Origin of the sequence: Idiomarina sp. UBA4206 (assembly GCF_002383015.1) — a bacterium.
In the GTDB taxonomy this organism is placed as follows: domain Bacteria; phylum Pseudomonadota; class Gammaproteobacteria; order Enterobacterales; family Alteromonadaceae; genus Idiomarina; species Idiomarina abyssalis.
In genome coordinates this window covers 14,210-22,113 of the sequence record NZ_DFTS01000059.1, presented here as the reverse complement: position 1 = coordinate 22,113, position 7,904 = coordinate 14,210, and the positions used below count along the sequence as shown (strand labels likewise).

The following is a 7,904-nucleotide window of genomic DNA, read 5'->3' as shown; positions in this document are numbered from 1 at the left end:
CTGTTGCTAACTTTGTCCTTGCGGTAGCGGTGCTATGGCTCATGTTCGGTATTGGTGTGCCGACGGTAAAGCCTGTTATTGGTGATATCAAAGAAAACTCCATTGCTGCAAAAGCAGATCTGGAAAGAGGCAGTGAAATTTTGTCAGTCGACGATGTAGAAGCTTATGACTGGCAACAAGTGCAGCTGGGCTTAATGTCCGCTATTGGCGATGACGAGACGATAATAACGTTAAGAACGCCGGCGGGAAGTGAAGTTCAGCGTAGGCTGGACTTGACTGGCTGGCGGTTTGATCCTGAGACAGAGTCGACCTTTGGAAGTTTAGGTATTGAGGTTTATCAGCCTGAAGTTTACACCGAGCTTAGTCAGGTTGAAGCAGACTCACCAGCTGATGCGAGCGGCCTTAAAGCGGGCGACACTATTATTTCTATTGACGGTGAGCAAGTCGATAGTTGGGAAAAAATACGTGAGATTATTGCTCAGTCGGCTGGGCAGAGTCTGTTGTTTACGGTTGAAAGAAATAGCGTTGAGCAGGAAGTTTGTGTTCAAATAGGGGAACGGGAAAGTCAAAATGGTGTCATAGGCTACCTTGGCGTAGTTCCGGTGACTGAACCGTTACCTGATAATTATGTTTTCAACCATCAATACGGGTTTTTCGGGGGCTTAGCGAAAGGCGCAGAAAAAACTTGGGAGTTGATGGTTGTTAGCGTGAAAATGATAGGTAAACTGCTGACCGGAGATGTTTCTGTAAAGAACCTGGCAGGGCCTTTAAGTATTGCTGAAGGTGCTGGTGTTAGCGCTAGTAACGGGTTCGTCTATTTTTTAAGTTTTTTGGCATTATTAAGTGTCAATTTAGGGATAATAAATTTATTACCTTTACCGGTGTTAGACGGCGGTCATTTAGTGTTTTACAGCATTGAATGGGTTCGTGGTAAGCCGGTATCCGAAAGAGTGCAAGACGTTTGCTATAGGATTGGTGGGGTGCTGGTATTCGCGTTGATGGCGTTAGCAATATCAAATGACATCGCCCGTTTCGCATTCTGAGTCACGAATTAACAAAAAAGTAGCTAGTGATAATGACGTTTAAAAAGCTGTTAGTGAGTGCCATGATTGCAGGTGCAGTAGCACCAGCCTACGCACAAGACGAGTTTGTTGTTCAGGATATTGAAGTTAAAGGGTTACAACGTGTCGCTTTAGGTGCTGCGTTAACTTATATTCCGGTTAGGGTGGGTGATGAGGTGAGTGAGTTACAGATTCGTAGCGCCATTCGCTCACTCTACTCTTCGACTCACTTTAACTATATTGATGCACGGAGAGATAACGATACGTTAATTTTCACCGTCAGTGAGCGACCAACCATTGCTGAAATTACCTTTGAAGGTAACAGCGATATCAAAGACGAGCAGCTTGAAGAGAGCTTGCTTGATAATAATATTGTTACTGGCGAACCTCTGGATAGAACCACTATTTCAGGCATAGAAAAAGGTCTGGAAGATTTCTATCATAGTGTTGGTAAATACAATGCATCGGTGGATATACAAGTTGTTGATTTGCCGCGCAACCGAGTTGAGTTGCGTATGAACTTCGACGAAGGCGACGCTGCTGAAATTGCACAAATTAATATTGTGGGTAATAAGGCGTTTGCCGATGAGCAACTTCTTGATGCTTTCGAACTTCGCGATGACCTCCCGTGGTGGAACGTTATTGGCGAAAAGCGCTACCAGAAACAGCAGTTAAGTGGTGACTTAGAGACTTTAGAGTCTTTTTATCGGGACCGTGGGTATTTGCGTTTTCAGGTTGAATCCGTTCAGGTTTCTATGACACCCGATCGTGAAGGTATTTATATCACCATCAATGTTAAAGAGGGTGATAAATACAACGTAAGCGAAACCGATGTTATTGGGGATCTAAAAGGCCACGAAGAGCTAGTCAGCCGAATTGCGACTATTGAAGAAGGTACCCTCTATAACGCCGCACAGGTGACTTATATCGAGGATATGATTAGCCGCTTCTATGGTCGTTACGGCTATGCTTATCCCGAAGTTCGAGCTATCCCTGAACATAATGACGATGACAAAACGGTTAAAATTACTTTCTCGGTAGAACCGGGTAAGCGTGTCTATGTACGTCACATTAATTTTGAAGGTAACGGTGCGACAAAAGACCGGGTGCTTCGTCGTGAAATGCGCCAACTGGAAGGTGCCTGGTTATCTGACAATAAAATTGAACAAGGTAAGGTTCGTCTTGAACGTCTTGGTTTCTTTGAGACAGTTGAAACATCGACCGAGCGAGTCGAAGGCAGCGATGATCAGGTTGACGTGACCTATAAGGTGAAAGAGCAACCATCGGGCTCCTTTAACGCCGGCGTTGGTTATGGTGACTACTCAGGTTTGCAACTTAATGCGGGTGTTCAGCAAAATAACTTCCTGGGCACTGGTAACAGAGTTGGATTTAATGTCAGCACCAGCCGCTTTAATAAAAACGTTAACGTTTCCTATACTGACCCGTACTTCACAATGAATGGCGTTAGCCTTTCAGGACAAGTGTATATGAGTGAGTTTGATGCCGGTCAGGCGGAAAACTTAATTCGTTACAATCAGAAAACCTTTGGTGTTTCCAGCGGTGTAGGCTTCCCGGTTGACGAAATCAACAGCTTTAACTTTGGTATTGGTTATAAAAACCAGGAAGTAACGAACGTTGACGGTTATGAGCAAATACGGAAATTTTATTCCGCATACTTAAACCGGGAGAACCCTGACGACGGTGTCGCTTTCGATATTTATGAGTTTAATATGGGCTGGTCCCGTGTAACCTTAAATAGAGGGCGCTTTCCAACCAGTGGTTCTTCTCAACGTGCTGGCATTGAGATCTCTGCGCCGTTTAGTGACGTCCAGTATTTCCGGACGAACTATGAATATAAACATTACTACCCACTAACGCGTGACCAGCAATGGACATTCCTGACACGCCTTAACCTAGGTTATGGTAATGGTTATGGTACAGATGACAGAGGCAATGATTACTTATTGCCATTCTGGGAGTCTTTCCGAGTTGGCGGACAGGGCGACTTACGTGGTTTCGAAGCTAACACTGTTGGACCACGAGCTATTTACAGTTCGGCAAGCCAGCTACCGGCACCACCAGACGTAACCGGTGCGCCAAATGGTTTGCCATCTGGCTCAGATTCACAACAAGTTCAGGTGAGCCGCTTTGCCGTTGGCGGTAACGCAAAAGTTGTCGGTGGGCTTGAGCTTATCGTACCAACACCTTTTGTCGATGAAGGTATGCGTAATAGCGTAAGAACAAGTGTCTTTGTTGACTTCGGTATGGTCTGGGATACAGAATTCGACTACGATAGGTATAAAGACCTGGAGCTGGCTCAGGGAAGTCAGCCGTTAACGGATTACAGTTCGCCAGGCGACTTCAGAGCTTCAGCGGGTGTATCCGTTCAATGGATATCACCAATGGGTCCGCTGACCTTTTCACTGGGGCGGGCTCTGAAAGAAGTTGAGGGTGATGAAACTCAAGTGTTCTCGTTTAATATCGGAACCACATTCTGATAATAATAATTAAATATTAGTAACAAAATTTGAAGGAGTTTTACCTTGAAAAAGTTAATTAAATCTACAGCTGCAGCTGTTGCTGTTTCAACAGCACTTTTTGCAGGCGCCGCGCAAGCACAGCAGAAAATTGGTGTGGTCGATATGATGGAAGTATTCCAGCAGCTACCACAGCGTGAGCAAATTTCAGAGCAGTTACAGAACGAGTTCCAGGATCGCTTTGAAGAAATGCGTCGTCTTGAGCAAAAGGTTCAGGAATTGCGTCAAAAGCAAGAACGTGATGCGTCAATTATGTCTGCGTCTGAAAAAACTCAGCTAGAGCGTGACCTGGAAGAGACTATCTCTCAGGCTCAGCTAAAAAGCAAAGCGCTTCAGGAAGACACCCGTCGTCGTCAAAACGAAGAGCGTAACAAGTTGCTTGGCAAGGTACAGGATGCAATTACTGCAGTAGCTGAAGACAAAGACTACGATATGGTTCTTGAAAGTAACGCTGTAACTTACATGAAAGCAGATAACGACTTGTCTGGTGCGGTTGTCGAGAAAATGACCTCAGGTAACTAATCTATGACTGAGTACACATTGCAGCAGTTGGCTGACCATGTGGGTGGGGAGGTGCGAGGAAATGCGCAGCTCCCCATTTTGCGCGTGGCGACCTTGCAGTCTGCTACTGGTGACGCTATAGCTTTTTTGGCAAATAGTCGTTACAAAAGTCAGCTAGAAACTACGTCTGCCGGGGCGGTTATTGTCTCCGAAAAAGACGACAGTGATGCCGTTAATAACGCAATTCGGGTATCCAACCCTTATGCTGCATTTGCCAAAATTGCACAGTTATTGGATACCACGCCTAAGCCTGCGAAGGGCGTGGCTGATTCCGCGAAAATTGCTGAATCTGCCAGTATTGGTGTTAACGTTAGTATTGGTGAATACGTCGTTATTGAAGACGGGGCCATCATTGGGGATAACACCAGTATTGGAGCTCACTGCTATATTGGAGCTGAAACACAGCTTGGCTCTGGCTGTACGCTCTGGTCGGGAGTAAAAGTTTATCACCGTTGTGTTATTGGTGATAACTGTCTATTTCATGCAGGTGCGGTTATTGGAGCTGATGGCTTTGGTTGGGCACCTGAAAATGGTAAATGGTTGAAAATTCCCCAACTGGGCCGTGTTGTTATTAAAGACAACGTTGAAATTGGGGCTAGTACTACGGTTGATCGTGGCGCACTCGATGACACCGTTATCTCATCGGGTTGTATCATTGATAATCAGTGCCAGATTGCTCACAACGTATTTATAGACGAAGACACTGCTATTGCCGGTTGTACCGTTTTAGCCGGTAGCTGTCATATCGGTAAACGCTGTATGATTGGTGGTGCCTCAGCCATTAATGGTCATATTAGCGTATGTGATGATGTGCAAATCATGGGATTTGCTATGGTAATAAAAGAGATCACTGAGCCGGGCGTTTATGCGTCAGGTATACCTGCCAGCGGACACCGTGAATGGCGGCGTAATGGTGCCAGGTTCCGCCAATTGGATGATCTCTTTAAGCGTGTAAAAGAACTGGAAAAACAAGCTGACAATAACAACTGAGTAAGGTGAAAGGTTTGAAAATTACGGAATCAGGGTTTGATATTCAAGGGGTATTAGATTTACTTCCCCATCGTTATCCGTTTTTATTAATAGACAGAGTTATCGAGACAAACTCGAAAGACTCTCTGCACGCGATAAAGAATGTCAGCTTTAATGAACCGATGTTTAATGGCCACTTCCCGGGCAAACCAATTTTCCCGGGAGTTTTGTTGCTGGAAGCAATAGCTCAGGCCTGTGGTTTACTCGGTTTTAAAATTACAGAGAGTAAAAAGAGCGCAAACGACTTATACCTATTCGCTGGTATTGATAACGCGCGTTTCAAGCGTCAGGTTATCCCGGGCGATACAGTAGACTTTTATGTCACCTTTGAAAAAGAACGCCGTGGTATCTGGAAGTTTACCGGGCGTGCCGAAGTTGATGGCGATGTCGCCTGTACTGCTGAAATTATCTGTGCAAGAAGAGAAGTTTAAGTGATTCACGAAACCGCAATTATTGACCCGAGCGCAGAGATTGGAGCCAATGTCAGCGTTGGCCCATGGACAGTCATTGGTCCAAATGTTGTTATTGGCGATAACTGCGACATTCGCTCGCACGTTGTTTTAAAAGGCCCTACGACCATTGGGAAAAACAACACTATTTATCAGTTTGCTTCTGTTGGCGAGGATTGTCAGGATAAAAAGTACGATGGTGAGCCAACTGAATTAGTGATTGGCGATAATAATGTATTTCGTGAATCCGTAACCATTCATCGTGGCACCGTGCAGGATGACTCGCTCACCAAGATCGGCGACAACAACTTATTTATGGCATATGTGCATGTGGCACATGACTGTGTAATAGGTAACGACAATATTTTTGCTAATCAGGTGACATTAGCCGGTCATGTTCATGTTGGAGACTGGGTTATCCTGGGAGGTATGACGGGAGTGCACCAGTTTTGCCATATTGGTTCACATTCGTTTGCTGCGGTGAATTCAATAGTGGTGCAGGATATTCCTCCATTTGTTATGGCGCAGGGCCATAATGCTAAGCCCAGAACAATCAATGCGGAAGGATTAAAGCGTCGGGGATATACTCCTGAGCAAATTCAGAATGTACGCCGGGCATACAAAATATTGTATCGCTCCAGTCTGACAGTAGAAGAAGCGCTGGAAGGTATTACTGCACTAAATGAACCGGCACTTGACGGCTTCACGGCTTTTGTAGAAAACAGTTCACGAGGCATTATTCGTCCGTAATGAGTAGCAAAAAGCCGCCGAAAATTGCCATTGTTGCCGGTGAGCACTCGGGTGATCTGTTAGGCGCCGGACTAATGCAGGCCATTTCAAAACGTCACCCCGGTGCATACTTTATTGGCGTCGGTGGACCATTAATGGCTGAGCAGGGAATGGACTCTTACTTTCCCATGGATGACTTAGCCGTTATGGGGATAGCCGAAGTCGTACAGCAACTTCCTAAGCTACTACGACACCGGAAAAAACTGGTGCAATATCTTATCGAAGAACAACCCGATGTAATGATAGGTATTGACGCTCCGGACTTTAACCTGACGGTTGAAACTCGCCTTAAAAATGCTGGTATAGCAACGATTCATTATGTCAGTCCATCGGTGTGGGCGTGGCGAGAAGGGCGTATTAAAGGCATTAAGAAGGCAGTAGATCATGTACTGTGCTTGCTGCCTTTTGAAAAGGACTTTTACGATAAGCACGGTCTCCCGGCGACTTTTGTCGGCCACCCTCTGGCCGATGACATCCCAATGCAATGGCAGCAGACTCCAGCGAGAAAGGAGTTAAAACTCGAACCTGAAAGCGAGTATTTGGCTATTCTGCCTGGTAGCAGAAAAGGTGAAATTGCCCGTATGGCGCCTGTATTTTTGCGAGTTGCCAAAAAAATAGCAGAGAAGTATCCGAACCTTCGTTTCGTGGCACCGATGATAAGCGACGCTCGTGCTGAGCAGTTTCAGGAACTCATTAAGCAATACAGTCCAGAATTGACCATTGCGCTTCCTGTAGGCGAAAGCCGTAAGGTTATGGCGGCATCAAATTACCTGCTACTGACATCGGGAACTGTGGCGCTTGAAGCATTACTTATTAAACGCCCTATGGTGGTGGCTTATCGGTTCCACTGGTTGTCTTATCAAATTATTAAACGTTTATTCCATGCGCCGTTCTTTTCATTGCCGAACCTTTTAGCGGGCAAAGAAATTGTGCCGGAACTCGCTCAGTCAGAGGCGTCTGAAGAAGGTATCGAGCAGGCCTTAGTTGAGTTAATTGAGCAGGACAACACCGTTTTGCTTGAACAGTTCAAAACTATCCATCAGCAGTTGAAAGTCTCAGCCAGCGAAAAAGCGGCTAATGTTGTAGACTCCTTTCTATAGTTCTATTTTTTAGAAATAAAACCTGAACACAATGCGCTAATAATTCCAAAAAATAGACCTTATTATAGAGGTATCTAAACAAGAGGAATTTATTATGGGTTTATTAGTGGATGGTCAGTGGCGCGATAAGTGGTATGACACAAAGAAACATGGTGGCCGCTTTGTGCGCAGCGAGTCACAGTTTCGAAATACAGTCGCTAAAGGTACAGAGTTTGAGCCCGAATCCGGCCGATATCATCTGTACGTTTCTTATGCCTGCCCCTGGGCTCACAGGGCATTAATTTTTCGGAAGCTAAAAGGTCTGGAAAGTCATATCGATGTCTCGGTAGTACATCCGTTGATGTTGGAGAATGGCTGGGAATTTTCTGAAGCTCCTCT

At 45.4% G+C, this 7,904-nt stretch carries 7 protein-coding genes and 1 pseudogene; all 8 read left to right on the top strand.

Features of this window, described 5'->3' with window-relative positions; all coding sequences use genetic code 11:
* Positions 1–1,043 (top strand): RIP metalloprotease RseP (rseP, locus tag B3180_RS12055; RefSeq protein ID WP_286844794.1); only part of this gene is annotated, 1,043 nt, incomplete at its 5' end.
* 32 nt (positions 1,044–1,075) lie between these two features.
* Positions 1,076–3,559, top strand: a complete 2,484-nt coding sequence (gene bamA / locus B3180_RS12050) for an outer membrane protein assembly factor BamA (RefSeq protein ID WP_271331288.1) — start codon at positions 1,076–1,078, stop codon at positions 3,557–3,559.
* Positions 3,560–3,604: 45 nt separating this feature from the next.
* Complete coding sequence (locus B3180_RS12045) at positions 3,605–4,120, top strand: OmpH family outer membrane protein (RefSeq protein ID WP_224797305.1); 516 nt, start codon at positions 3,605–3,607, stop codon at positions 4,118–4,120.
* Positions 4,121–4,123: 3 nt separating this feature from the next.
* A complete protein-coding gene (lpxD, locus tag B3180_RS12040) occupies positions 4,124–5,149 on the top strand; it encodes a UDP-3-O-(3-hydroxymyristoyl)glucosamine N-acyltransferase (RefSeq protein ID WP_199494880.1) in 1,026 nt (341 codons plus the stop codon).
* Between the two features lie 14 nt (positions 5,150–5,163).
* The gene (gene fabZ / locus B3180_RS12035) at positions 5,164–5,619 is read left to right on the top strand and encodes a 3-hydroxyacyl-ACP dehydratase FabZ (protein WP_054488152.1); all 456 of its coding nucleotides are present in this window, start codon (positions 5,164–5,166) and stop codon (positions 5,617–5,619) included.
* On the top strand, positions 5,620–6,387 hold the full coding sequence (lpxA, locus tag B3180_RS12030) for an acyl-ACP--UDP-N-acetylglucosamine O-acyltransferase (RefSeq protein WP_054488150.1): 768 nt from the start codon (positions 5,620–5,622) through the stop codon (positions 6,385–6,387).
* The gene (gene lpxB, locus B3180_RS12025; protein WP_222235457.1) at positions 6,387–7,526 is read left to right on the top strand and encodes a lipid-A-disaccharide synthase; all 1,140 of its coding nucleotides are present in this window, start codon (positions 6,387–6,389) and stop codon (positions 7,524–7,526) included. The genes lpxA and lpxB overlap by 1 nt, the downstream gene beginning before the upstream one ends.
* Positions 7,527–7,620: 94 nt before the next feature.
* Positions 7,621–7,904, top strand: a pseudogene (locus B3180_RS12020) (glutathione S-transferase family protein); the annotation flags it as partial.

Bases quoted from the DNA above. Each gene is read 5' to 3' on its own strand.
- lpxD (WP_199494880.1), top strand. From the start codon at position 4,124: ATGACTGAGTACACATTGCAGCAGTTGGCTGACCATGTGGGTGGGGAG.
- bamA (WP_271331288.1), top strand. From the start codon at position 1,076: ATGACGTTTAAAAAGCTGTTAGTGAGTGCCATGATTGCAGGTGCAGTA.
- lpxB (WP_222235457.1), top strand. From the start codon at position 6,387: ATGAGTAGCAAAAAGCCGCCGAAAATTGCCATTGTTGCCGGTGAGCAC.